Source organism: Clostridium sp. JN-1 (assembly GCF_003718715.1).
Classification (GTDB): Bacteria; Bacillota; Clostridia; order Clostridiales; family Clostridiaceae; genus Clostridium_AV.
In genome coordinates, this window is record NZ_CP033465.1 from 1,855,498 (window position 1) to 1,881,528 (window position 26,031).

29 protein-coding genes and 1 pseudogene are annotated in these 26,031 nt (G+C 29.5%); 3 read left to right on the forward strand and 27 right to left on the reverse strand.

From position 1 onward, the window contains the following. Positions 1-12: 12 nt before the first annotated feature. The 23 genes and pseudogenes from spoIVA to EBB51_RS08875 all read right to left on the reverse strand — a co-directional run bounded on the left by spoIVA (position 13) and on the right by EBB51_RS08875 (position 20,823). The gene (gene spoIVA, locus EBB51_RS08765) at positions 13-1,491 is read right to left on the reverse strand and encodes a stage IV sporulation protein A (RefSeq protein WP_123054126.1); all 1,479 of its coding nucleotides are present in this window, start codon (positions 1,489-1,491) and stop codon (positions 13-15) included. A 64-nt stretch (positions 1,492-1,555) separates the two neighbouring features. After that, positions 1,556-2,872, reverse strand: coding sequence for a ribosome biogenesis GTPase Der (der, locus tag EBB51_RS08770; protein WP_123054127.1), 1,317 nt, complete (start codon positions 2,870-2,872; stop codon positions 1,556-1,558). A gap of 2 nt (positions 2,873-2,874) precedes the next feature. Beyond that, a complete protein-coding gene (locus EBB51_RS08775; protein ID WP_123054128.1) occupies positions 2,875-4,209 on the reverse strand; it encodes a DUF512 domain-containing protein in 1,335 nt (444 codons plus the stop codon). Between the two features lie 122 nt (positions 4,210-4,331). Beyond that, the gene (locus tag EBB51_RS08780; protein WP_123054129.1) at positions 4,332-5,330 is read right to left on the reverse strand and encodes an inorganic phosphate transporter; all 999 of its coding nucleotides are present in this window, start codon (positions 5,328-5,330) and stop codon (positions 4,332-4,334) included. Continuing rightward, a complete protein-coding gene (locus EBB51_RS08785) occupies positions 5,323-5,946 on the reverse strand; it encodes a DUF47 family protein (protein ID WP_123054130.1) in 624 nt (207 codons plus the stop codon). Before EBB51_RS08785 ends, EBB51_RS08780 begins: the two co-directional genes overlap by 8 nt. Positions 5,947-6,246: 300 nt before the next feature. Beyond that, positions 6,247-6,903 carry a phosphate signaling complex protein PhoU gene (gene phoU / locus EBB51_RS08790; RefSeq protein WP_123054131.1) on the reverse strand — a complete coding sequence of 219 codons (657 nt, stop codon included), beginning with the start codon at positions 6,901-6,903 and terminating at the stop codon, positions 6,247-6,249. A 29-nt stretch (positions 6,904-6,932) separates the two neighbouring features. After that, positions 6,933-7,682 (reverse strand): phosphate ABC transporter ATP-binding protein PstB, encoded by a 750-nt coding sequence (gene pstB / locus EBB51_RS08795; RefSeq protein ID WP_123054132.1) that lies wholly within the window; start codon positions 7,680-7,682, stop codon positions 6,933-6,935. Between the two features lie 15 nt (positions 7,683-7,697). Next, a complete protein-coding gene (pstA, locus tag EBB51_RS08800; protein ID WP_123054133.1) occupies positions 7,698-8,585 on the reverse strand; it encodes a phosphate ABC transporter permease PstA in 888 nt (295 codons plus the stop codon). After that, entirely contained in the window at positions 8,586-9,521 is a 936-nt protein-coding gene (gene pstC, locus EBB51_RS08805; protein WP_243103814.1) for a phosphate ABC transporter permease subunit PstC, read from the reverse strand. A 74-nt stretch (positions 9,522-9,595) separates the two neighbouring features. Continuing rightward, the gene (locus EBB51_RS08810) at positions 9,596-10,483 is read right to left on the reverse strand and encodes a phosphate ABC transporter substrate-binding protein (RefSeq protein WP_123054134.1); all 888 of its coding nucleotides are present in this window, start codon (positions 10,481-10,483) and stop codon (positions 9,596-9,598) included. Positions 10,484-10,652: 169 nt separating this feature from the next. Continuing rightward, positions 10,653-10,817 (reverse strand): annotated as a pseudogene (locus EBB51_RS08815) (ATP-binding protein); the annotation flags it as partial. Continuing rightward, positions 10,817-11,515: a peptidoglycan editing factor PgeF gene (gene pgeF / locus EBB51_RS08820; RefSeq protein WP_123054135.1), complete on the reverse strand. Its 699-nt coding sequence runs from the start codon at positions 11,513-11,515 to the stop codon at positions 10,817-10,819. The gene pgeF and the pseudogene EBB51_RS08815, both read right to left, overlap by 1 nt. A 139-nt stretch (positions 11,516-11,654) precedes the next feature. Further along, on the reverse strand, positions 11,655-12,110 hold the full coding sequence (nrdR, locus tag EBB51_RS08825) for a transcriptional regulator NrdR (RefSeq protein WP_123054136.1): 456 nt from the start codon (positions 12,108-12,110) through the stop codon (positions 11,655-11,657). 74 nt (positions 12,111-12,184) lie between these two features. Continuing rightward, positions 12,185-13,186 carry a rod shape-determining protein gene (locus EBB51_RS08830; RefSeq protein ID WP_123054137.1) on the reverse strand — a complete coding sequence of 334 codons (1,002 nt, stop codon included), beginning with the start codon at positions 13,184-13,186 and terminating at the stop codon, positions 12,185-12,187. Positions 13,187-13,579: 393 nt separating this feature from the next. Then, entirely contained in the window at positions 13,580-14,365 is a 786-nt protein-coding gene (locus EBB51_RS08835; RefSeq protein ID WP_123054138.1) for an HAD family hydrolase, read from the reverse strand. A 110-nt stretch (positions 14,366-14,475) separates the two neighbouring features. Further along, on the reverse strand, positions 14,476-14,742 hold the full coding sequence (locus EBB51_RS08840) for a YlmC/YmxH family sporulation protein (RefSeq protein ID WP_123054139.1): 267 nt from the start codon (positions 14,740-14,742) through the stop codon (positions 14,476-14,478). A 166-nt stretch (positions 14,743-14,908) separates the two neighbouring features. Next, entirely contained in the window at positions 14,909-15,682 is a 774-nt protein-coding gene (sigG, locus tag EBB51_RS08845; RefSeq protein WP_123054140.1) for an RNA polymerase sporulation sigma factor SigG, read from the reverse strand. Between the two features lie 74 nt (positions 15,683-15,756). Continuing rightward, on the reverse strand, positions 15,757-16,464 hold the full coding sequence (gene sigE, locus EBB51_RS08850) for an RNA polymerase sporulation sigma factor SigE (RefSeq protein WP_123055025.1): 708 nt from the start codon (positions 16,462-16,464) through the stop codon (positions 15,757-15,759). Between the two features lie 36 nt (positions 16,465-16,500). After that, positions 16,501-17,301, reverse strand: a complete 801-nt coding sequence (gene spoIIGA, locus EBB51_RS08855) for a sigma-E processing peptidase SpoIIGA (protein WP_123054141.1) — start codon at positions 17,299-17,301, stop codon at positions 16,501-16,503. Positions 17,302-17,567: 266 nt separating this feature from the next. Next, a complete protein-coding gene (locus EBB51_RS08860; RefSeq protein WP_123054142.1) occupies positions 17,568-18,089 on the reverse strand; it encodes a peptidylprolyl isomerase in 522 nt (173 codons plus the stop codon). Positions 18,090-18,214: 125 nt separating this feature from the next. Next, positions 18,215-19,081 carry an SDR family oxidoreductase gene (locus EBB51_RS08865; RefSeq protein ID WP_123054143.1) on the reverse strand — a complete coding sequence of 289 codons (867 nt, stop codon included), beginning with the start codon at positions 19,079-19,081 and terminating at the stop codon, positions 18,215-18,217. Between the two features lie 161 nt (positions 19,082-19,242). Then, positions 19,243-19,800 (reverse strand): prolyl-tRNA synthetase associated domain-containing protein, encoded by a 558-nt coding sequence (locus EBB51_RS08870; protein WP_123054144.1) that lies wholly within the window; start codon positions 19,798-19,800, stop codon positions 19,243-19,245. Positions 19,801-19,947: 147 nt separating this feature from the next. Further along, on the reverse strand, positions 19,948-20,823 hold the full coding sequence (locus EBB51_RS08875; RefSeq protein WP_123054145.1) for a cation diffusion facilitator family transporter: 876 nt from the start codon (positions 20,821-20,823) through the stop codon (positions 19,948-19,950). Between the two features lie 210 nt (positions 20,824-21,033). On the opposite strand from EBB51_RS08875, the gene EBB51_RS08880 reads away from it, so the two are divergent. The 3 genes from EBB51_RS08880 to EBB51_RS08890 all read left to right on the forward strand — a co-directional run bounded on the left by EBB51_RS08880 (position 21,034) and on the right by EBB51_RS08890 (position 23,312). Then, the gene (locus tag EBB51_RS08880; protein WP_123054146.1) at positions 21,034-21,570 is read left to right on the forward strand and encodes a nitroreductase family protein; all 537 of its coding nucleotides are present in this window, start codon (positions 21,034-21,036) and stop codon (positions 21,568-21,570) included. A gap of 615 nt (positions 21,571-22,185) precedes the next feature. Further along, entirely contained in the window at positions 22,186-22,839 is a 654-nt protein-coding gene (locus EBB51_RS08885; protein WP_123054147.1) for a PspA/IM30 family protein, read from the forward strand. A 35-nt stretch (positions 22,840-22,874) separates the two neighbouring features. After that, entirely contained in the window at positions 22,875-23,312 is a 438-nt protein-coding gene (locus EBB51_RS08890) for a hypothetical protein (RefSeq protein ID WP_123054148.1), read from the forward strand. 50 nt (positions 23,313-23,362) lie between these two features. On the opposite strand, the gene EBB51_RS08895 is transcribed toward EBB51_RS08890, so the two are convergent. The 4 genes from EBB51_RS08895 to EBB51_RS08910 form a co-directional block, all read right to left on the reverse strand. Beyond that, the gene (locus EBB51_RS08895; RefSeq protein WP_123054149.1) at positions 23,363-23,680 is read right to left on the reverse strand and encodes a hypothetical protein; all 318 of its coding nucleotides are present in this window, start codon (positions 23,678-23,680) and stop codon (positions 23,363-23,365) included. Between the two features lie 139 nt (positions 23,681-23,819). After that, a complete protein-coding gene (locus EBB51_RS08900) occupies positions 23,820-24,473 on the reverse strand; it encodes an ABC-2 transporter permease (RefSeq protein ID WP_123054150.1) in 654 nt (217 codons plus the stop codon). 40 nt (positions 24,474-24,513) lie between these two features. After that, positions 24,514-25,161, reverse strand: coding sequence for an ABC-2 transporter permease (locus tag EBB51_RS08905; protein ID WP_123054151.1), 648 nt, complete (start codon positions 25,159-25,161; stop codon positions 24,514-24,516). A gap of 3 nt (positions 25,162-25,164) precedes the next feature. Further along, the gene (locus EBB51_RS08910) at positions 25,165-26,025 is read right to left on the reverse strand and encodes an ABC transporter ATP-binding protein (protein WP_123054152.1); all 861 of its coding nucleotides are present in this window, start codon (positions 26,023-26,025) and stop codon (positions 25,165-25,167) included. Between the last annotated feature and the right edge of the window lie 6 nt (positions 26,026-26,031).

Genomic DNA, 26,031 nt, shown 5'->3' on the forward strand with positions numbered 1-26,031 from the left:
ATTCTTTTAATATTAAAGGATTATACAAATCAAACCGCCATTTCCCTCATTAATAATCTTCTGAAGAGTTTTTTGTATCTTAATTTGCACATCCTCAGGCATTTTATACAGCTTATTTTGAAGTCCCTCTTTTACAAGTATTTCTAGTGACTTGCCAAACATGTTGCTTTGCCAAATCTTAGACGGATCACTTTCAAATTGTTCCAAAAGTGATTTAACCATTTCTTCACTTTCTCGCTCTGTTCCCATTATAGGTGAAATTTCTGTCTCGATATCTGCTCTTATAAAGTGCAGAGATGGTGCACTAGCTTTAAGTTTAACACCAAATCTATTTCCCTGCTTAACCATTTCAGGTTCTTCCAATTTCATTTCTGAAAGCTGAGGAGCAACTAATCCATATCCAGTTTCCTTTACATCAGTTAAAGCTTGGGCTATTTTGTCATACTCAGTCTTTGCAGCATGCATCTCCTTAACAGCTGAAAGCAGCTCACTCTCTCCTGAAATTTCGGTTTCACAAACTTCGCTTAAAATATTATAAAACAAGTTATCCTTAGGTTTTAAATTTATCCTAGCTACTCCCTGCCCCATATTTATTTCATCTATATTTGATTTACCCATGAATTCAACATCTTTTAAACTGTCTATAGACTTATTTATATCTCTAACCTTATATATATTTTTGCACATTTCCTTAACTACATCTATAAAATCAACTTTTAACCAATGTGATACTTCTAATTTTTCAATCCACTCTGGCATATCAATATTTATTTCTTTTATAGGAAATTCTCTAAGTACTCTCTCAAATACGTTAGTTATATCTCCCTCGTTCATATTCAAAACATTCATACATTGAACTGGTACATCATATTTTTCCTCAATTTCTTTTTTTAATGAAATTGTCTCTGGTTTATATGGATGTTCTGAGTTTAACACAACTATAAATGGCTTATTTATATCCTTGAGTTCATTTATTACTCTCTCTTCTGCTTCAACATAATCTTCCCTAGGTATTTCTGTAATAGATCCATCTGTAGTTACCACAAGCCCTATTGTAGAATGCTCATTTATAACTTTTTTGGTTCCTATTTCAGCAGCTTCTTCAAAAGGTATTTCATAATCATACCATGGAGTAGTAACCATTTTTGCATGTTCTCCATCCATATAACCTAATGCATTTTTTACAATATATCCAACACAATCAACCATTCTAACTTTAAACTTAGTATTCTCATTTAAATTTACTTCTATAGCTTCATTGGGAATAAATTTAGGTTCTGTAGTATGAATTGATTTTCCCGATGAACTTTGAGGCAGTTCATCTTTTGCCCTTTCTTTCTTATAAGAATTTTCAATTTTAGGTATAACCATAAGTTCCATAAATCTCTTTATAAATGTCGACTTTCCAGTTCTGACAGGTCCAACTACCCCAACATAGATATCCCCCTGAGTTCTTTCTGCTATATCATTGTATATATCAAAGTTATCCAAGTTATTCCCCCCACTACTATTATAATATTAACAGTATATATATACTTAAGTGGGGGTAAAATTATTACTCTTTCTTTCTTCTAAACTCTACCTTGATACCAGTACCCTCAAAGTCAAAATTCTCTCTAAGCTGATTTTCCAGATATCTCTGATATGAAAAATGCACACAATCTGGATTATTTACAAAGAATATAAAAGTAGGCGGCTTAACTCCTACTTGAGTTACATAGTAAATTTTAAGTCTTTGTGTTCCAACTACTGGAGGTTCTTTCATACTTATAGCTCTGCTAACAACATCATTTAAAACTCCAGTTTTTATTCTTTTAGAGTAATTATCATAACACTTTCTTACAATTTGAAGCACTTTTTGAACTCTTTGGCCTGTTAAAGCAGATATAAACAAATACGGTGCATAAGATAAAAATGAAAGTTCAGTTTGTATCTTATTTTTAAAATCTTTCATTGTATTAGTTTCTTTCTTTATTAAATCCCACTTGTTTACTATAACTAATATTGCCTTATTCAGTTCGTGTGCATATCCTATTATTTTTTCATCCTGCTCTGTTATGCCGTGTACTGCATCAATCATAAGTATGCAAACGTCTGCTCTCTCTATGGCTGTATATGTTCTTATAACACTGTACCTTTCTATTTCTTCCTTTACCTTACTTTTTCTCCTTATTCCAGCAGTATCTATAAGAATAAACTTTCCATAATCAGTTTCTAAGAAACTATCAATTGCATCTCTTGTAGTTCCCGGAATGTCACTTACTATAACTCTTTCTTCGCCTAAAAGCTGATTTATAAGGGATGATTTTCCAACATTTGGCTTACCTACGAAGGCTATTTTTACATATTCATCTTCTGCATCATATAAACTAGGATCCTTAAAATTCTCTACAATTTTATCAAGCATATCGCCCAGTCCCAATCCTTGAGAAGCAGATATGGAAATAGGATCTCCAATTCCTAGATTATAAAATTCATAAATATTATTTTCATCCTTCAGATTATCTATTTTGTTTACTACAAGAACTATTGGTTTATTGCTTTTTCTAAGCATTTGGGCAACTTCCCTATCAGAGTCAGTAAGTCCTTCCTTACCATCTACTATAAATACTATTACATCAGCAGTTTCAACAGCAATCTGAGCTTGCCTTCTCATTTGTGAAATTATTATATCACTGCTCTCAGGTTCTATACCTCCTGTATCTATTATAGTAAAATTGTACTTAAGCCATTCGGCTTCAGCATATATCCTGTCTCTTGTAACCCCAGGGGTATCTTGAACTATGGATATTCTTTTCCCCGCTAATTTATTAAACAATGTTGACTTTCCAACATTAGGTCTTCCTACTACAGCTACTATCGGTTTTCCCATATCTATTCCTCCTCACAATGTTCATTTATAATATCTATCAAATCTTCTCCTGTAAAACTGCGAATTAAGATTTTTCTATTTAAAGCTTTAGATAACTCTTCAACAGTCACATCATCTAAAAACACTTTATCACCGTTGTCACCTAGTTCATATCCTCTTCTAAGCATGTTATCTGATATTATTACATATTCACCTATTTCTCTTTTTCTCAACTGATCTATTATGTCAGCTGCGGTTAATAATCCAGCAACAGTTATAGTTTTTCCAAAAAAGTTATTTACTATTTTCTCTACTTTTATATCAATTTTATCATTTATAAGCCTTATTTTATTAGAAGCTTCTAGTATTTCATTATAGGCTGAAACTCCTGTTATCATTGTAAACGATCCCTTGACATTATCCTTTACTTTGGGCAGTGAATTTTCTATGTACGTTCTAAAGAGCCTTATCATTCCTATACCATCTTCTAATTGTTCAAATTCCCCATAGAATTCTTTAGGCGGCACATCCTTCTCTGCTAAAACATAAAACTCATCTGACATCCTTACAAAAGGGACTCCTATTTCATCTATATATTTTTTCTGGATTTTTTCAACCATATTAAGTTGTTCTAAGGCTGTATTCTTATCATATAACTTTAATGGATATAAATTATCTCTATATTTTGTAGCACCAACAGGCACAACTGCTAAGTTGAGTATATTAGGATATAATGCATATAAATCCTCTATTGTCTTTTTAAGTTCATCACCATCATTTATTTTAGGACATGATACAACTTGACAATTCATCTTTATACCAGCATGTGCCATCTTTTTTAATCTGCCGTATAAGTTGCCAGCAAATTTATTATTGATCATCTTAATTCTAAGCTCAGGATTAGTTGTATGTACAGATATGTTTATAGGACTTATTTTATATTTTATAATTCTATCTATATCCTCTTCGCTCATATTTGTCAAAGTAACAAAGTTTCCCTGCAAGAAAGCAAGTCTTGAATCATCGTCCTTGAAGTACAAAGTTTCTCTCATACCTTTAGGAAGTTGATCTATAAAGCAAAAAATACATTTATTATGACAGCTTTTAGGCTTATCCATAATAGGATCTTTAAACTCCACACCTAAATCTTCATCATAATCTTTATCTATTTCAAGTTTCCAAACTTCACCATCTTTTTTCTGGATTTCTACATTTACATATTCATCACATATTAAAAACTTATAATCTATAATATCATTAACTTGCTTGTCATTAATAGATATTAAAAAATCACCTATCTCAATTCCCAGTTCTTCTGCTATACTTTCTGGTTTAACTGATGCAATCTCATTTTTCATGTATAAAACTCCCTCTTTCTTGCTTACATTTAGTAATATTACCTTAATACTAAAATTTAGTCAATGCAAAAAATAGAAAGGACATCCTTTAATAAAACAACTGGATGTCTTTTATTTTTTTATTATTTTATTAAATTTATAAAGAAAACAACCATTCCTGATATGAATGCACTGCATGGTATAGTAATTATCCATGCCATTACTATATCTTTTGCTAAAGCCCACCTAACTGATGAAACCCTTTTAGCTGCACCTACTCCCATTATCGCCGTAGTGATAATATGTGTAGTACTTACTGGTGCATCGAACATAGTTGCTATAAATATTACAGTTGATGCACCCATTTCAGCAGAAAAGCCATTAACAGGAGCAAGTTTTGCCACTCCGCTTCCCATAGTCTTTATTATCTTTTTTCCTCCAAAGCTTGTACCAAGTGCCATAGATATAGCACAGCATATTTTTACCCAGATGGGTACCGAAAAATGATCTAAAAAACCAGCACTTACAAGTGCCATAGTTATAATACCCATAGATTTTTGGGCATCATTTCCTCCATGATTTAATGCTATAAACATTCCTGAAAAGATTTGTGCCTTTGAAAAGATCTTTGTAACTTTAGAAGGTGTTGTATTTCTAAGTATAAATCTCAATATAGTCATAAATACAAAACCAATTATAAATCCTATAATTGGTGATAAAAACAACCATAATACAACTTTCCAAAAAAATATAGACCAGTTTACTATAGTAAGAGAACGACTTGTGACAACTGCAGAACCAATTAATCCTCCTACAAGTGCATGTGATGAACTACTTGGCATTCCAAAATACCATGTTATTAAATTCCATATAATTGCACCAATCAATGCAGTCATTATAATTTCCGGAACTACATGACCAGAATCTATAATTCCATTACCTATAGTTTCTGCAACTTTTACGCTCATAAAAGCACCAATGAAATTCATTGTAACTGACATAATTACAGCTTGCCTTAATGTTAAAACCCTAGTAGAAACAGAACAAGCTATGGCATTTGCACTATCATGAAAGCCATTGATAAAATCAAAAATTAACGCAATAATAATAATAGCAAAAGTTAAAACTAATGTATTATGCATTTTTCATTACTACTCCTTCAATAATGTTAGCTATGTCCTCGCAAGCATCTAAACTATCTTCAAGATATTGATAAATTTCCCTCCACTTCATTACTTCAATAGTTTCCATATCTTCCCTAAATATATCCATAATTGCTCTTCTAGAAACTTTATCTCCTTCTTCTTCTATCCTATTCACTTCTATAATTTTCTTTGATATCAGAGTACTTGTTTTCATATTTTTTAATTCTTTCATTATGACAATTATTTCTTCACAGCAGCTAACTATCATATCACTTAATATTTTAGCCTCTTTAGTACAATCATTTACATTTAACATGACAAATCTACTAGCAGAAGACTCTATGTAATCAATTATATCGTCCATACCTTTTGCAATTAAATAAATATCTTCTCTGTCAAAAGGAGTTATAAAAGTTTTATTTAGTTGCTGAAGTATCTCATGTTGTTTCCTATCCCCTTCGTGTTCCACCTCTTTTAGTTTTTTTAAATTTTCTTCTGAATTTCCTAAATCGTTTAAAAAATCTAGCAACAATAGTGCTGCTTTATGAGCTATTTCGGCACTATCTATAAAAAAAGTATAAAATTTATCTTCTTTTGGAGTTAAACTAAACATTATATACCTCCTAATATGAAAGTGTACATTTTCGACCCTATAAAGTATAACATAAATTTTATTTAAATTAAATACAAAAAAATTTTTGTAAACGTTTGGTGAATTAAATTATCTAATTTTATTATTTACAATAAAATTAATAATAATTGTCTTTAAAATAAAAGTAATAATTATAAGCTAAAAGATGACAAAAAAATAATGTAAAATTACATCGCCATTATTTAAATAGCAGTAGTTAAGTAACTTTACATTATTAATATTATATCTTAAAATCAACTTAAATTTTCATAAAAAACACCATTATTCATTTAAATCCGTTAATTTTCCAGTTACAACGTATATAGTCCATTCACATATATTTGTAACATGATCTCCTACTCTTTCTAAATACTTACATACGAATAGTAATTGAGTTATTTGATTTATGTTTGATTTGTCACTTGACATTGTAACTAACATTTCTGTGAATACATTTCTATAAAACTCATCTACTTCATCATCCATTTTACATGCTCTGTATGCTTCATCTACATTTTTTGATACATACGAATCAAGTGATATTCTTATCATATCTATTACTAGTTGAGATATCTTTTGTATATCTACTAAGTTCTTTATATACTTTTCACCTTTTAACTTCTTTGTAATCTTAGCTATGTCAACTGCATAATCTGCCATCCTCTCTATATCCGTAACTATTTTGATAGTTGTAAATATAGTTCTCAAATCTGTAGCAAGTGGTTGTTCCTTAGCTATAAGTCTTATGCATTTGTTTTCTATTTCTTTTTGAAGGTCGTCAACTAAATCATCATTTTTAATTATTTTATCTGCAAGTTTATCATCTTGTTTAATCAATGATTGTATAGATTGATATAACTGTTTTTCAACTATACTTTCCATTCTAAGCAAATCGTTATTTAGATCTTCAAGTGCAGAATCAAATCCTATTCTTGTCATAGTACATCACCTCTTTTATTTCAATTAATTTAACCAAATCTTCCAGTTATATAATCTTCTGTTCCCTTATCCATTGGTTTATAAAATATGTTTTCCGTTTTGTCATACTCTACAACTTCACCATTCAAAAAAAATGCTGTATAATCTGATATCCTTCCAGCTTGCTGCATGTTATGTGTTACTATAATTATGGTATACTTTTTCTTAAGTTCATCCATAAGCTCTTCAATTTTCAATGTAGATATTGGATCAAGAGCTGAAGTTGGCTCATCCATAAGTAGTACCTCAGGCTCTACAGCAAGAGTTCTTGCTATGCATAATCTCTGCTGCTGACCTCCTGAAAGTCCTAATGCATTTTTATCTAATCTGTCCTTCACTTCATCCCAAATAGCTGCATCTTTTAAGCTGCTTTCTACAATTTCATTAAGCCTTTTTTTATTCTTAATTCCATGTATTTTAGGTCCATAAGTTATATTATCATATATTGACATTGGAAAGGGATTAGGTTTTTGAAACACCATCCCCACTCTTTTGCGTAATTCTATGACATCATAGTTTTCATATATATTTGAAGATTCAAATAGTACGTTTCCTTCAATTTTAACTGATTCAATTAAATCATTCATTCTATTTAGAGTTCTAAGAAAAGTAGATTTTCCGCATCCAGATGGACCTATCAAAGCTGTAACAGCATTTTTATGTATATTCAAATTTATGTTTTTTAGAGCTTGTGTATTTCCATAATACAAATTGAGATTTTTAACTTCTATTATACCCATTAAAAGCTATCCCCCCTAATCCTTTCCAGCATATGATTTGTATATTTTTTTACATAAAATTCTTGCAGCAATATTAAAAACTAAAACCATTATTATTAAAACGGCTGAAGCTTTGTTAGCTATTGCTGATGCATCTGGTACAATACCTTCTGAATTAAGCTTCCATATATATACTGATAGAGTTTCTGCAGGTCTCATTACACTAAAAGGAGATGATTTTTCAACTAAATCTGCAGTGTTAAAATGAAGTATTGGAGCACTCATACCTGCTGTATATAAAAGTGCCGCTGCTTCTCCAAAAATTCTACCAGCTGCCAAAATAATTCCTGTTAAAATTTGAGGCAGTGCTGAAGGCAATATAACTTTTTGAATAGTTTGCCACGTTGTAGCTCCAAGTCCCAAACTTGCTTCCTTGACAGCTTCTGAAGATGCCCTTATCGCATTTTCACTTACCCTTGTAAGAGAAGGTAAATTTAAAACTGCTATAGCAAGTGCTCCAGAAAGTAAAGTGAATCCCCATTTAGTCATATTTACAAAAACTAAGAGTCCAAATAACCCCACTACAATTGATGGAAGTGACGCCATAGTTTCTATACATAATCTTATTATGTTTAGTATGACTCCTTGTTTAGCATATTCTGCAAGATATATTCCTGCTCCTACTCCAAGTGGTATTGTAATTAAAAGTGATATTATAAGCATATAAAAGGAATTAAATAGTTGGGGTGCAATTCCACCTCCTGCTTCCCCTATCTTAGGATTTCCAAATAAGAAAGAAGAATTCAAACAGCCTCTTCCTTTAAATAATATATATCCTATTAACGATGCAAGAAGTGTTATGACAAATATAAATACAAGATAAATAACTCCTGTCCATATCTTATCTTTTAATTTAGCATTCATCTACTTAAATTCACCTCTTTTTTCAATAGCCCTTATAATTAAAATAAATATAAATGATATTACTAAAAGCAGCAGTGCAAGAGACCACAGTGCATCATTCCATACTGTTCCAGATGCCGTATTTCCCATATCCATAGTTAAAATACTTGTTAAAGTAGATGTAGGACTCATTAAATTATTTGGAAACTTAATAGAATTACCTATAACCATTTGTACTGCAAGTGCTTCTCCAAAAGCTCTTGCAAGTCCCAATACTATCCCAGTTAAAATACCACTTTTAGCAGCAGGTACTATTACTTTACTTATAGTTTGCCATCTTGTAGCTCCAAGTCCAAAAGACGCTTCCAAATAATTTTTTGGAATAATTTTAACAGCATCTGATGATAAACTAGCTATGGTTGGAAGTATCATAATGCTCAACACCAATATGCCAGCCAGCAGACTAAATCCTATTCCGCCAAAATTTTTCTTTAAAAATGGGAGTAAAACACTAAATCCTATCCACCCATATACAACTGATGGTATTCCAACAAATAATTCTAAAGCTGGCTGCAGTATTTTCTTTCCAATCCTGGGGGATATATAGTGCATAAAAATAGCAAGGGCAATACCAATAGGTGCACTCAATATAACCGCACCTATTGAAACAAATGTTGATCCAGCTATAAATATAAATGCACCTAATTTAGGATTTGAACTATCTGGAACCCATCTTGACGTAAATAAAAATTGCCAAATTGAGTACCCATCTTTAGTAAAAGTCTGTATTCCTTTAAATCCTAAGAATGCTATTATACTTAAAGTCAGTGCAACTATTATAAAACCGCAAACCATGGAATAGCCTTTACCAATATATTCATTTTTAAACTTTTTCCATATATTTTTATTATTTATGCTCTTTATCATTACACTTTTATTATTTATGCTGTTTATCATTATACATACTCCTTATTTATTCTTAACTTATGTATAAAAGGCTGGCTGCTCTAGAGCAGTCAGTCTAGAATTTTTTATTTTTTTATATCTGAAGATGGAATATATCCTAACTTTTCAATTAGAGACTTATTTTCATCACTCATCATATAATCTATAAATGCCTTTGATAAATCTTTAGCTTCACCTTTAGTGTACATATGTTCATAAGACCAGAATGGATATTTATTTGAAATTATATTTTCCTTATTAGCTTCAATACCATCAATCTTTAGTGGTTTTACGCTTTTCTTAACTTCATCGCTCAAATAAGTTAGTGATAAATAGCTTATAGAACCTTTTGTTGATTGTATTGCTTTTTCAACATTTCCATTTGAATCTTGAATAGTTCCAATACCTTCCTTTTCATCCTTTCCACCCATTACAGTATTCTTAAAAGCAGCTCTTGTTCCAGATGACTTTGCCCTATTTATAACATTTATAGCTAAGTCGTCCCCACCAACATCTTTCCAGTTAGTAATTTGACCTATAAATATTTTTTGAATTTGGTCTTTTGTTAAGCTATCAACTTTTACATCTTTATTAACTACAACCGCAAAGCCTACAGCACATACTTTATGATCTACAGGTTCCTTCGCCTTTGCTGCATCCAAACTTTTTTCTGCAAAAATATCGGAATTACCTATATCAACACTTCCTTCTTCAACTAATTTTAAACCAGTTCCACTTCCCCCTCCTTGAACATTCACTGATGCATTTGGATTCTTTTCATTAAACTTTTTACTTGTTTGTTCAACTAACGGCTGCAGTGCAGTTGAACCGGCTGCAGTTATTGAACCTGAAAACCCATTTTTATTACTTCCTGAATTTGACTGAGTATTACTTTGTCCACACCCAACAAACATTCCAGAAATTATCATTACAAATAATGCCCCTACAATAATCCTAAGATTGTTTTTTTTCATTACATAAAACCTCCTATTTCGATCACAAATATTATGATAAACTTTCAAGGTTAACGCATTGTTATACGTATGTTAATTAAATTTAACAAAAGCATTGCTTGTTATAGTATTTCTCATATAAAATAAAAATATGTTTAAGCAGTTAAAATACTTAAACATATTTTCAAAATTACATTTCTTCATTTTTTATTATTGGTATTGATATAATAAACTTGCTTCCCGTTTTTGGTTCACTCTTTACTTCTATGCTGCCATTAAATAAGATAACTATGTGCCTGACTATTGCAAGCCCTAATCCCGTTCCACCTTGCTTTCTTGACCTAGCCTTATCAATTATTTTAAAAATATAAAAGAAAACATCCTTCCATCTTGATTTTTTCTATATGAATGTGTCTTATAATCTTTTGAACAAAAAGTACATATATTTAAGTTTCTTATATCTTTAACTTTCTTTAACTCCAATTGATGTACTATACAATTTTGCATATTTAAATGTCTCCCTTTGTGTATATTAACATTTTTATAAATAGGTGTATTGGTAAATTTCTCAATTAATTCTTCGCTTACTTCATAGCAGCATTCATGAATATGAGGACCAATAACAGCTGTAATATCTTCTCCCTTACAGCTGTATTCTCTTTCCATCTTTTCAATTGTCTTGTACACTACGCAGCTTAAAGTACCTCTCCAGCCGCTGTGAACTGCTGCTATAACTTGACTTACTTTATCATACAAAAGAACTGAAACACAGTCCGCAGTAAAAACACCTACTGCTGCATTCCTTTTATTTGTAATAAAAGCATCTGCCTCATGACGTTTACCATCGTAATCTATAATTTTGTCACTATGAATTTGGTTCAAAAATCCAACTTCTTTTACACCAAACCACTTTTTTATATTTTGTATATTTTTGATTCCTATTTCCTTTTTTCTATCAAAGTCTAAATTATTTTCAGCTGTAGAAAATATCATTTCTGCCTTTTCAAAAGGTATACTTATAAACTTATACCCATCTATTAATACATCCTTCATACTAATCTCCTCTATCTATTCTAGTCTTAATCATATTTTAACATTTTTTCATATGCATATCATATTATCACCATAATATTTAACTATCTTAACTTAGATTTAGCAAAAAAAAATAAATGGCATACATCAAGTATTCCACTTATTTTTTTGCAATTAAATTCTTTATTTCTTCCATAAATGTATTTACATCTTTAAATTGCCTATAAACTGAAGCAAATCTAACATATGAAATTTCATCTAGATCCTTTAAACTTTCCATTATCATTTCACCTATGTCTTTTGAGCTAATTTCTGTTATCATATTATTACTTATGCTCTTTTCTATATTGTAAGCTACATCTTCAATTTGCTTTCTAGAAACAGGTCTTTTTTGGCAAGCTTTTATAAGCCCATTTATTATTTTATTTCTGTCAAAATACTCCCTATCCATATTTTTCTTTATAACTAAAACAGGTATGTTTTCAATTTTTTCATAGGTAGTATATCTCTTATTACATTTTAAACATTCTCTTCTTCTTCTAATTGCCATATTATCTTCAGTAGATCTTGAATCAACTACTTTGCTTTCACTATAACCACAGTAAGGGCATTTCACATTTATTCACGTCCTTCTAAATAAATATATTCCTCTGTATATATTATACACTGTTTGTGAAAAATTTGTAGTATCTATTGTACCTTATCCATCATATCTAGGCACTTTCCTGCACCAAGAACAACACACTCAAGTGGATTTTCTGCAATGCACGTATGTATATGTATTTCACTTTGTATAAGCTTATCCAAACCTTTTAAAAGTGAACCGCCGCCTGAAAGTACTATCCCTTTATCCATTATATCCGCTGCAAGTTCCGGCGGAGTTTGTTCAAGTGTAGTTTTAATTGCTTCAACTATGAGCGATACTGGTTCTTTCAAAGCTTCTCTTATTTCACTTCCTGTTATGGTAATAACCTTTGGAAATCCAGCCATTGAGTCACTGCCCATCACTTCCATAGTTTCTTCATCATCATCATCTTTATATGCAGAACCCAGCTGTATTTTAATATCTTCTGCTGTTCTTTCCCCTATGGTTACATTAAATTTTCTTTTTATGTAGTTAATAATTGTTTCATCCAGCTTATCTCCTGCAGCTTTTATACTCTTACTAGTAACAATACCTCCAAGTGAAACAACTGCCGCCTCAGTAGTACCTCCACCTATATCAATAATCATGCTGCCAACTGGCTCATCTACAGGCAAACCAGCTCCTATAGCTGCAGCTATAGGCTCTTCAATCGTCATAATTTTGTGTGCTCCTATTTCAGTTACTGCCTGATTAATTGATTTCTTTTCAACATCCGTAATTTCTGAAGGATGGCAAATTACAACTTTAAAGTTTTTAAAAGCACCCTTACCATCAACCTTTTTAATAAATTTTTTAAGCATTTGTTGAGCGACATCAAAGTTAGCAATTACTCCATCTCTTAATGGTCTAATAGTATCAATATTTTTTGGTGTTCTGCCTATCATATTCTTAGCCTCTAACCCAACAGCTAAGACTTTCCCATTTGTATTATCTACAGCTGCAGCTGACGGTTCATTTAACAGAATACCTTTCCCTTTTACATAAACCAAAGTATTTGAAGTTCCTAAATCTATTCCAATATCTCTAGACGTTACAAAAAATCTCATCAAAATTTCCCCTTTCAAATTTGCAATATATCTTTAGATAATATTGATGATAATGTACGTAAAGTAGATTTACATTTTCATAAAGTCCCATACATACTTTTTTTAAAGTATATATTTAATGAGGCTGCTTTTCAATACACAAACAATTCCTAACGTTCCACAATATGTTATTACCATAATATTTTGAAATATAAATTGTAGATTTAGAAATTATATTTATTGGTGTTAAAAAGGCAAAACCATAACAAAAATGTTATAGGTCCTGCCTGCATTACCAGTAACAATCAATAAAATACATCTATATATTTATGTTTGCATATACTTTTTTTCCATTATCAGCCGCAATTTTAACTTTAAACTTGAAAATTTATCATCATGTGGTATTTGCTGCAGCTATGCATACATCTTTAAGACATTGTATACACCATCTTCGTTATTGCTTTTAGCCACAAAATTAGCTCTTTTCTTCACATCTTCCGGAGCATTTCCCATGGCATAACTGTAATGTGCAACTTTAAACATAGATAAGTCATTATAATAATCGCCAAAAACCATAGTGTTTTTAGGATCTATATTAAACTTTTCTTGAATAACCTTTATGGCCCTTCCTTTACTTGTCCCCTTATTCATTATGTCTATCCACTTATCACCAGATACAACAAACTCAAGATCATCACTTATATTTTCCTTTAAATAATTGATCATGTCTTGAGTTACACCATTAGGCATGTGATATGTTATCTTATATACCGGCTTATTCATTTCACTAAAGGAATTTAACTTTACTACCGGAACATTAACTCTACCAAAAACATCCATGATATACTGTGATGGGTTCACTACATGTGCTTCATTTTCTGCCGACAGCATCATTATCTCACCTAAATTAGGTTTTAAATCTGTCATTTTCTTAACATTTTCTTTCGGAATGCTTTTTGAATAAATAACTTTGCCATCATGGTTATATCTTATAAATGCTCCATTTTGCGTTATAAATATAATATCATCTTTAACATTTTTAAAATTTACCGCAAGCTGGGAATAAAACCTTCCACTAGCTACTGCAAATTTTATATTTTTCTTACTAAGCCTAGATATTAGATCAAATACTTTCTCATTTATTTTACCATTGTCATTTATTAATGTACCATCCATATCCGTTGCTATAAGTTTTATCATAAGTCACCATCCTATTCTTATGCAATTATCTTTTGTTATATATTTTAACATAGTAGAAAAATAAATGGTATAATAATTGCATACAAATAAGGACTGGGTCATCAGTACATTTATTTATTATTTATTATAAAGTCTTCTCCATCAACTAATATAACATCTACTCCTATCTTTCTTATATTTTCCCATGGAATTTCTATATCATCGCTTTTTCCAAACCAGGACATCTTGCCTGATGGTATTATTATTGATATAATTTTATTTTGTTCACAGTCTACCTTAAAATCTTTTATAAGTCCCATTTTAGTGCCTGTGTTTATATCTATTATTTCCATAGCTTTCAAATTGACTATAGAATATAAACTCTCATCTTCTTCCATATTATTCATCCCCTCTAAAATTATCTCAATCAATTATTTTCATCTTTATATTATATGTATGCAAATGATCTTTGATGAAATATTTTAATAATATGAAATAGAGAAACCTGAAATAAATATTTTTATACTTATTTCAGGTTAAAAATAAATCTTATAAATAATATAATTACACATACTTCCTCATATGTCTTAAAGCTGTTTTTTCAAGTCTGGAAACTTGTGCCTGGGATATTCCTATTTCATCTGCAACTTCCATTTGTGTTCTACCATCGAAAAACCTCAAATTTAATATTAGTTTTTCTCTATCATTTAATTTTTTCATTGCTTCTTTAATTGCTATGTTTTGCAGCCAGCTATCATCAGCATTTTTATTATCACTTATTTGATCCATCACATATATTGCATCTCCACCGTCATGATATATGGGTTCAAATAGCGATACTGGATCTTGAATAGCATCTAATGCAAAAACCACTTCCTCTCTTGGAACTTCAAGTTCTTTAGCTATCTGTGATATAGTTGGCTCCTTGTTATTTTTATTTACTAACTTATCTCTAGCTTGCAGGGATCTGTAAGCAATATCCCTTAATGATCTGCTTACTCTTATTGAGTTGTTATCCCTTAGATATCTTTTTATCTCTCCTATTATCATTGGTACAGCATAAGTGGAAAATTTAACATTTTGGCTTAAATCGAAGTTATCTATAGACTTTATAAGTCCTATACATCCAACTTGAAATAAGTCATCTACATTTTCTCCCCTATTGTTAAACCTTTGAATAACACTAAGTACTAATCTTAAGTTTCCTTTAATAAAAGTATCCCTGGCATTATCATCTCCATTTTTCATTTGAATTAAAAGTTTCTTCATCTCTTTTTCTTTTAAAACTGGTAACTTTGCTGTGTTTACTCCACAAATTTCAACTTTATTAATTATCATAAAGTATCGCCCCTTTATAATAGATAGCATTTAAATTGTTTCCTAAGGAGCAAGATTTTATACTAAAGACAATCCTATAACATTTTATTTATTTCCTTCTTCAATCTTTTTATTATTCTCTTTTCAAGTCTTGAAATATATGATTGTGATATACCAAGCATATCTGCTACTTCTTTTTGTGTTTTTTCAGTTTTGCCATTTAAACCAAATCTCAAATTTACAATTTCTTTTTCCCTATCACTTAGTTTTCTCATAGCTATCATCAGAAGCTGTTTATCAACTTCATCTTCAATTAAACTGTAGACCACATCATTATCTGTACCTAAAATATCTGATAACAACAATTCATTTCCATCCCAGTCCACATTTAACGGTTCATAAAATGATATTTCTGCTTTTACCTTACTATTTCTTCTCAAATACATAAGTATTTCGTTTTCTATACACCTTGAAGCATATGTAGCAAGTTTGATTTTCTTTTCTGGATCAAAAGTGTTTACAGCTTTTATAAGTCCTATAGTTCCTACCGAAACTAAATCCTCAACATTAACGCCTGTATTTTCAAATTTTCTAGCTATGTAAACAACTAATCTTAAATTTCTTTCTATAAGGGTAGATCTAACTTTTTCTTCTCCAGAAACAAGTTTAGTAACTAAATCATCCTCTTCTTTTTTACTAAGTGGGGGCGGCAGAGCATCATTTCTTCCTATATAGTAAATATCTTTAACGAAAATTCTTAATTTTGTAAATATTCTATTAAGAATAATTTTTAATTTTAGTATCAAAGCTTACATCTCCTTTTACATCTTCGTATAGCACTAAAATGTCAAACTTCTCGAAAGAAGTGCATTGTACTCATTAAATTCACTTAACTTTTGATCGCAAAATGCAATTATAGCTTCTCTTTTTTCATACTTATTTGTTTCATATATAACTACATACTTGGGCTTAATCCCCTTCATCATACCTTCTTGTCCGTTAACTACCCTATAAGGTATATAAAACTTATCATACATCTTTAAATCAATATCCTTGAAAATTGACTTTTCAACTACTATTACAGGCAAATTTGTAGCAGGTTCTCTTAATTCATTTCCAGTATCTAAAAAAGCTTTAATTGTCTTTTTGCTATTATTTAGTACAATGTCTACGCTGTATATAAATTTATTCAAATCTTTTTTATCCTTAACATAAATTAGTATTCTATCGGCAAATATATAAGCTAACATAAGTGAAATCATAAGTTTTTTATAAGAAAAATTTGCAATGAAAAAGTAATTTCCATAATCAGGAGTATTATATTCTAAGAACATACAAATACCTGCAAGTATCATTGAATATAAGATAAATATACTTAAAATTTTTAAATTTAGTTTTATTTTTTTGCTCCTAAAGGCTATAAATACCATTGCTAATGCAACCAAAAGTTTAAATAAAATAGATGACAATTTAACTAAAGAAGGATAAACTAATACAATTGTGTACATTGCTCCAATTAAAGCTGAAATAAATATATATACAAATTTAATTTCTATTTTTAAAGTTCGTGCGGTTACATATAGTAGAAAAAAGTTTACTATTAAATTTTCAAGAATCAAAACATCAAGGTAAATAATCAATAGACTTTCTCACCCCTACCTTTATTATTTATACCATTATTATATACCTATTAATTTCAATATTTTGTCATTTTTTAATAAAAAATAATATTTTTGTTTTCCATAATATGCCACAAAAGTTAGAGGAGCTGCCTTAAAATTTTTATTTTAAGGCAGCTCCTCTAACTTTTCTAAATTTAATATAATATAAAATGTAAATTGTTGTAATTAAATTATTTATATACTTTTTTTCTGTATGTTTTGCTATGTAAATAACACTAGTTTAATCAACTATTTTTTTGTGGTTCTTCATACCCTTCACCAAAAGTTTCTACAGTTACACTCTTCATATTTTGATCTTCATAAGGTTTATCATTATAATCTCTTTTTTGTGACACTATTTTATCTACTTCTTCAATTCCCTCTATAACCTTTCCAAAAGCAGCATATTGTCCATCAAGGTGAGCTGCGTCATCTGCCATTATAAAGAATTGTGATCCAGCAGAATCAGGATCCATTGTTCTAGCCATGGAAATTACTCCTTTTTCATGTCTTAAATTGTTTTCAAAGCCATTTGATGAAAATTCACCTTTAATTGAATAACCTGGTCCTCCCATTCCTGTACCTTCAGGATCTCCTCCTTGAATCATAAATCCTGGTATAACCCTATGAAAAATTGTACCATTATAAAAACCTTTTTTAACTAATGATATAAAATTATTTACCGTATTTGGTGCAGCATCTGGATAAAGTTCTATTTTTATCAACTTTTCATCTTCCATTTTAATTGTAACTATAGGATTTTTCATTTACTTTCCCTCTTTTCTTAATATTAGTACCAATACCACATTTTCATTAAATTTGCATGTATTTATACAATAATTTTTATTAGAACTCTTGTCAAGGCAGTAACTTTGCTAAACACATTATATCCCTATGCATTTACTATTTCTCCACCATTTACATGTATAGTTTGCCCTGTAATACAAGATGCATTTTCTGAAGCTAAAAATACATAAGCTCCTGAACATTCTACAGGTTGACCTGCCCTTCCTATAGGAGTGTCCATTCCAAACTTCGAAGTTTCTTCTTCATTAAAGCAGGATGGTACTAACGGTGTCCATGTTGCTCCTGGTGCAACTGCATTTACCCTTATACCTGTTTTAGCATTTGCAAGTGCAGTAGATAGTGATCTTGTAAAGGCTACTACAGCACCTTTTGTCATTGAATAATCTACCAAATCAGGACTGCCCCTAAAAGCAACTATTGAAGCTGTATTTATTATACTTGCTCCACTCTTTAAATGCTGCATTGCAGCCCTAGTCATATAAAATGTCCCATATGCATTAACTTTAAAAGTTCTATCAAATTGGTCATCTTTAAGTTGTTTCAAATCTTTACATTCATACTGAACTGCAGCATTGTTAACTAGTATATCTATCTTTCCATATGCATCAATAGTTTTTTGCATAACACTATTGCAAAAATTTACATCACTTATGTCTCCTGGTATAAGGATGCATCTTGCACCTTTGCCTTCCACAATTTTTTTAGTTTCTTCAGCATCTCTATGTTCATTTAAATATACAATTGCTATGTCAGCACCCTGATTTGCATATGCCGCAGAGATGGCTCTACCTATACCGCTGTCACCTCCTGTAATTATTGCACTCTTTCCTTTTAAAAGGTCGCCCTTCTTATTATAAACAGGATCATCATATATTGGCGCTGGATTCATCTCATATTCAAATCCTGGATGCCTATTTTGATGTTGTTTGGGAAAAGATGTTGGAAAATTCATATTAACTCCTCCTATATTCTGTATTTTCAAGAATAGTATCTTCATATAGAAGAAAAATATTTATAAAAAGATCAGCTAAATCTATTTTGCTAAGAAAGTTTAAGGACAGTATTTCATCTTTTCTCGGGAAATATTTATGTAAAACAATTATATAAATATGCCTATTCTCCTATTAACTGCACATACCTTGGAGTATGTCCTGTATATGGAAGAAACTTATCTATAATGTCTTTTGTAATAATCTTAAGACTTGAAGTATTAATACAAGGATGACATCCTAAATATTTTTCCTTTATTATATCTTCATCAATTAAAAGCTCTACGTTATGTTCTGTATCGTTCATAAGTCCCATAACACTCACGGATCCTGGTGTAATATCAAGATATTTTTCCATATACTCTGCTGGTCCAAACGACAGACGTGAAGATTGAATTTGAGATGATAATTCTTTTGTCTTGAATTTTTTATCTCCAGGCATCATAAGCAAGTAAAATTTAGTTTTTTGGCTGTTGCATAGAAATAAATTTTTACAAATATCAGTGCCCAAAAGCTTTTCTATATCATGACAATCCTCAATACTTGCTGCTTCATCATGATCTATACGACTATACGATATATTAAGCTTCTCTAACAAGTCATAAACTGCCATCTCCTTAGATAATCTAGAATCTTCTGGTTTCGCAGTATAAATAGTTGGATTTATATATATCTTTGCCATTGCGTATCCCTCTCTTTGTCCATTAATTTAAATTATTATACCACAAATTAGCTTTTTTGGTATCTCACTTAACTTGATTATTCCCTTATTTTCAAGTATTTAGTATCAAATTTTATATAAATAATGAACCTGATTTACATTCATCATTTATAAATTTAAATCAGGTTCAACATGAACTATTGCATATTTTATTTTAAATTCTTTGGCTAACATTGTTTCTATTTCCTCTGTAATTTTATGACTTTTGATTACAGTTAAGTTGGGATCAACAGATATGATAACATCAAGTAAAATACTATTTCCATGAACTCTTGCCTTAATATCTTTTATTTTATTTACACCTCTAACTTTTTTTATTTTTGAAATTATACCATCTAATTCATTTTTGTCAAAACCATCAGTTAAATTATGAGAAGCTTCTTTAAAAATACTAAAGCCTGTTTTAAATATTAATATTCCTACAACTATTGCTGCAAGTGGATCTATCCATGGAAACCCAAATTGTGAAGCTATAATTCCAAGAGCAGTACCTATACCTACAAATGCATCCGAGAGATTATCTTTAGCCGCTGCTTTTAAAGCAGAACTTCTAACTTTAATTGAAACTTTCATATTATAACGGTATACAATATATATAGCTAATGCACAAATAATAGCAACTATTGCTGCTATCATATCTGGAGCTTTTTTCTTAAAAAATATTACTGAATGAATTCCGCTGTAGATAACCTCAAGGCTAACAGCTATCATTATCAAAGATGCAATTAAGGAAGCTATTGTCTCTGCCCTTAAGTGTCCATAAGCATGATCTTCATCAGCAGGTTTTCTAGATATTTTAAGCCCTATTATAATGGATATAGATGCAATTATATCTGTTGAATTATTAAATCCATCTGCAATAAGTGCTTCTGATTTTGAAAAATAACCAACTGTCAATTTAAATATAGTTAAAACAATGTAGACTATAAGACCTAATTGTGCTCCTCTTTCAGCAATTTTAAGATTTTTATAATTTTCCTCCATATTTTTTTCCTCTCAAACTAGATTATATACGTTATTATACTCATTTTACTAAATTAATATAAAATAATTTAAAAAGCTAATTATAATTTTATGCTGCTTGACAAAATTTCACTATACTATTATAAAGGAGTCAAAGGACAGAGGACAATGAAGGTTGATTTTTTGCTAACGCAAAAGAATCTTTAAATTTATATGTAAGGATGTGTTATAATGACCGATTATTTTAATTTGATAAAGCAGCGTGAAAGCTGTAGAAATTATACAGATAAAACTGTAGAAAAAGAAAAATTGATTTCATGTATAGAAGCAGCTAGAATTGCCCCTTCTGCTTGTAATGGTCAACCTTGGAGATTCATAGTTGTAAACAACAGAGAAATTTCATCAAAAGTTGCAAAATGCATTCAAGACGTCGTTATGAACAAGTTTACAGAAAAATGTCCAGCATTTATCATTGTGCTTCAAGAAAAAACTGATATAAAAGCTAGAATTGGTGGTTCAATTAAAAATCAAGACTATGCATCAGTTGATATAGGTATCGCAGTTTGTCAATTATGCCTAGCAGCTACAGAGCAGGGATTATCAACTTGTATCATGGGATGGTTCAATGAAAAAAAGCTTAAAGAATTACTCAGTATACCAAATTCAAAGAGAATTAGACTTGTAATAAGTATTGGATACTCTGCTGATAAAAATATACGTAATAAAGTACGTAAAAGTATTGATGAAATTGCAAAATTTATAGACTAACTTTCTGTTTAAAAAATCAAAAGTACACACTTAGCAAATAATTTTACCCATAAACAGCTCTCAATGTATTCCTATATATGGTTTCTAAATTGCAGCTTAACTTACAAATTAAAACAACCATACATTGCTTTTAACTTAAAACTTAACTCATACGCAGGGATATATTTGCAAAATGAAAGCACATTTAAAAAGTTTTTTACAGCTCTTAGTGAAGTATTTTAAAAAATCTTAGTAGGTTATATATTGTCTGAGCTTGCGAGTTTATATAATCTACTTAAATTTTCAAAATACAAGCTTAGAGCTGTTAAAACTTTTTAACGTGCTGAAGTTTGCAAATATATCCCGGAGTATGAGTTAAGTTTTGAGTCAGAAACTCTACACTTCACATTCAAAATCAGAAGTTAATGTAATATTAAGTTATTTTTGAACAAAAATTGAGAAATCTTGAGATATCAAGTGATTTGGGATTTTATTTTAATTAACTTGTTTAAAATCACTCTAAATGTGTTTTTTTGAAAATTGTTATATGGTATGTATAACTATATAATAAGTTCATAAGATTCGTTAAATAAATTATTTAAAAATATATAAATTAATTTTTAGGAGGATAAATTTATGGGAGTATTCAAAAGAGTATCAAATATTTTTAGGGCAAAGGCAAATAATGCATTAGATAATGTTGAAAATCCAGTAGAGCTTTTAAATCAAAAGGTTAGAGATATGGAAGAAAGTTTTAACAAGGCAAAACTTTCTTCTGCACAAATATTAGGTAATGTTCATGAAATAGAAAAGAAAATGAATGCTGCAAAAAAAGCTTCTGAGGACTTTGATAATAAAGTAAAATTAGCTTTAAGCAAAGGTAATGAAGATCTTGCTAAAAAAGCACTTGCTAAAAAAATTGAAGCTGATAAAAGTTATGATTCATTAAAAGCAAGTCATGAGGTTGCTGTAAAAAAAGCTGAAACTATAAAGCAAAAATTATCAGAGCTTGAACACGAAATTGAAAAAACAAGAACTTACAGAGATGAAGCCACTGCAAGATATAATAATGCGGAAGCTAGTAAAAAAGTTAATGAAATTTTAGCTGATGTAAATACGGGAAATAATAAAATAAGTTTAGACGATATAGAAAGAAAAATTCAAAAGAAGGAATCCATAGCTGAAGGATTAGAAGATTTAAAAAAGGATGACTTTTTCGATAAGGAATTTGAAAAATTAAATGAACCAGATCTTGATTCAGAATTAGAAAAATATAAACAAAAAAATTAATATATCTCTTGTTAACTTTAAAGGAGGATCAGAGGATGTTTTTAAATGAATTGAATAAAAAAGAGTCTATTGCTTTTATAAATCTAGTTGAACTGCTGGCTAAATCAGATAACTTGTTCGCTAAAAATGAAAAAAGTTTGATCAATGACTACATAGTTGAGCTTTCACTTAAAGATGAAGAAATTCCTGATTTATCATTTGATAAGGTTATTGAACATTTTAAAAATTCCACAAGCAGAATTAAAAACATAGTATATCTTGAACTTATTGGCTTAGCCTTAATAGATGGAAGTTTTGATAAAGAAGAGATAAGATTTTTAAATGCAATTGCCGGTCAATTTAACATAAGTAAGGAAAAACAGCAAGATTTTATAGATTATTTTAAAATAGTACAAGAAAAGTATGACTCAACATTTATTGATGCTGAAAGTAAATTGAAATCTTTAAAAGAACTTGCTCAAAAATTATTATAAAAAAGGCCTCCAGATTCCAATATGGTTTTCTGGAGGTTCTTAATTTTAACTTATTTTTTATAAAATATCGCAACAGCTGCAAATCCAAAATAAAATGGTATATAAGCAAATCCTGTAGAATCAAAATTTATAATCATATTTGCTATATATACTATCGGAACAGATATTAGCATAACTATTTTATTAATTTTAAGTTTATTAGATACAATTCCTAAAATAAAAGATATACAAGGGTAATAGACAAATATTAATATCATTATTGATTTTATAGACAAGTCCTTAGTAAAATGAGTTACCACTGCAATTAAAATTATAGATACAGCTATCATGAGTATATTGAATATAGTATTTCTTAAATTTTGCTTCATTAGTTTAGCTCCTTATTGTACACAAATTATATATTTATTTTACCATTAACATCTATTATATCAATAAACCAGCATTAAAAGTTTGTGTCAAGTCCCAGCTAACAATTTATTTTTTGAAATTTTTCCATTATAAATTTAGTTAAAAATCAAAATTCCTATACAATTTTAAAGATACTAAATAAGATATAGTGTAACTTACTAAACCAACTATAAAAAATGCTGTCATAATTGTATAAATCAAATCCGGTCTAGTTAAAAATCCAATAATTTTTCCCCCGATAACTGTTTCAGAAATCTTTTTTATAATTTGAGGTATTAAAAATAATAATATATATGTTACTAATTTTACACTTTCTATAAACTTACTTTCCTTTATTTCAAATGGATTTATAATTGCAAAATAAATTAAAAGACAACTCAATGGAACAATTAAAACCCATGGACTTGTTAAATTGTATCCTTTAATTCCTATAACTTTCAATAATAGAGTTTCTACAGCCATAACTAAATAAAAAAATAAAGTGTAGATTATCATCATCAAGTAATTAGACAGTACTACCAAGTTTCTATGGACTGGTAAACTGTTTATTATCATGTAATCATTTTTTCTCTTCTTATACCTTTCCATAATTAAAAAACTTAGATATCCCATAAAAAGCACTATGAAACCATATCCTAAATTATTGAATTTACTTGCTTTATATACTATATACACACATACAGCTAAAATCAATGTAAATATATATAATGACTTTCTTACAAGAATCAATTCTTTATTTATTAAATTTATCATTTTTCTCACCCCCAAAATTCATGTTCAACATAATATTTTTTTAAATATCCTTTTTTTCATAAAATTTAATAGATAACAAGATACATACTATAAAAAATATAGTAGTAAATGCTGCAGCTGCAGGTTGAATTTCAAAGTAATTGAAGCCTAAAAAATTTATGATCTTATCTACATTATTAAAATCTTGTTCTGAACTCTTTAAAAAGAATGTAAAACTACTAGTCCAAATTATAATATATAAGATTGCTGCAGCTAATTGAGAAACTCTGTACTTTAAAGAGAAATTTATGAGTAAATTAAAACACATAATAATGCTTACAAATTCAAAAGCAAAAAGTAGCTTATTAAATGAAATCACATTAAAATTTCCAAAAATGCTTAATAAGAATGATAGTACATAACAAAAAAACACCACAACAACTTGTAAGATAAGTACTTCAATATATCTTGAAATCACTATTTGTTTTCTAGTTACAGGGAGAGAGTTGGTAATATTATTTGCCTTCCTAAATCCTTCAACTCTTCCTGCACCTTCCACTATTACATATACAAGTGCAAAACTCATTAAAAAATATATTCCATCTGTTCTCAATTGACTTTGAAAGCAAAATAAAATAAACATTATTATGACAATACTTCTAATTGAAGTTTTTTGATACATTAAGTCCTTCAATATGAGATTAAGCATCTCTTATTCCCCCTTTAAAGTAGTAAAAAACATGATATCCTCTAAACTTGCTTTTTCAACTAAAACCTTATCTTTATATGTCCTTCTAATATCATCCTTATTACTAGTTAGGGCTTCAAATCCAAATTTATTTTTTCTAATACCTATGAATTGTCTTTTAGAATCTTCATTTAACATGTCAAGGGATCCTTTGACAATTGCATATTCATCCATAACAACATCTTTTTCTTTTGAAAAAACTATTTTTCCATTATTTATAAATGTTATATAATCTGCAATCTTTTCTAAATCAGTAGTTATATGAGTAGAAAAAAATATACTCTTTTTTTCATCTTGTATCAATTCATATAATATGTCCAAAATTTCTCTTCTAAAGATTGGATCAAGTCCTGCTGTTGGCTCATCCATTATTATAAGCTCAGCATTATGGCTTAAAGCCATAGCAAGTGCAAATTTAGTTTTCATTCCCTTGGAAAGTTTTTTTATCTTATCTTTTAAATTTAATCCAAATTGATTTATATAATTATTGAAAACACTATCATCCCATTTAGAATAAAAAGGTCTTATTATTTTCCTCATTTCATAAATTGTAAGTTCATCATAATAGTAGTTTTCATCATATACAAAACCTATTCTATTTTTTACTTCTCTTTCATACTTTTCATTGTCCATGCCAAATAATTTTATTTCACCACTTGTTTTTTTGACTAAATTCATTATGAGCTTTATAGTTGTACTTTTTCCTGCACCATTTGGTCCTATAAATCCCATTATATATCCCTTTGGAAGAGTAAAATTTATGTCCTTTAAAGTAAAATTATCATATTCTTTTCTCAAATTTCTTATTTCTAAAATATTATCCATTATAAC